The following is a 1,063-nucleotide window of genomic DNA, read 5'->3' on the forward strand; positions in this document are numbered from 1 at the left end:
ATCGTCTAATCGGTGGTGCTGGTGACGACGTCCTGAGAGCTGGTACGGGAAATGATTATCTTGGCGGAGGTACGGGAAATGACTTGCTACTAGGTCTTCTCGGCGACAATAAACTGAACGGCGGCGTCGGGGAAGATATCCTTGTCGCAGGTTCAGGTGATAACGTTTTAGTTGGTGGCAGTGACAGCGACAAGTTTGTGTTCACTGACAAGTTTGGTGGTCATGGTGAAGCGAAGGTAGTGGATTTCACTATCGGTGAAGACTCGCTTCACATCATTAGTGACACCGTGACAGAGTTTGGCGATTTAACTTTCAGCTACGATGCGGCTGGCAATGCAGTATTTACTGACGGCGCAGATTTAACCGTTAAGCTGATTGGTGTTACTGAAACAGATATTAACACCTACGGTGCCGATTTATTTGTTATTTAAAATCTAGTTTAAGGCGCTAGTCATCTAGCGCCTACATCATTCGATTAAAGTGGAAGTAATCGTGCAGAAAACAGTTTTCAAAGAAGTCAGACAAAAACTATGCACGCTTGCAGGTTTGCTGATAGGTTTTAGTCTCTTCATTAATTTACTCGTACTTGCTATCCCACTTTATATGTTGCAAGTGTACAACCGAGTCATCTCATCTTATTCGACTGACACCTTGTTGCTTCTTACCATCATCGTGTTGGCGGCTTTGTTTACTATGTCCATTATCGATATTGCTCGTGCACAGATGAGTAAATCGTTCGGATTTTGGATGGACGCGAAACTTTCAGTGTTCATGCTTAAACGAAGCATTCAGTATCAATCGCATACTGGAAAGAGTTACACCTCTCAGGTTCTTCGAGATATTCAAACCATAAAAAGCTTTTTGAGCAGCCAAGCCCCTTATCCTTTGTTAGACGCTCCCTGGACACCGCTGTTTATTTTGTTCGTCTATCTACTCCATCCTTTGCTTGGGCACATTGCGTTGCTTGGTTCTGTCGTTCTGTTTAGCTTAGGTTTGATCAACGAGTTGATGACGAGAAAGACGATGCAAGAAAGTGAAGTTAGGGCCATTTCTCATATTAGTA

At 43.5% G+C, this 1,063-nt stretch carries 1 protein-coding gene and 1 pseudogene; both read left to right on the forward strand.

The window, feature by feature from the left end:
• On the forward strand, positions 1–431 hold a 431-nt coding region (locus R7E78_RS24605), incomplete at its 5' end, for a calcium-binding protein (protein ID WP_318058407.1).
• A 61-nt stretch (positions 432–492) separates the two neighbouring features.
• Positions 493–1,063, forward strand: a pseudogene (locus R7E78_RS24610) (type I secretion system permease/ATPase); the annotation flags it as partial.

Source organism: Vibrio sp. YT-19(2023), from assembly GCF_033337395.1.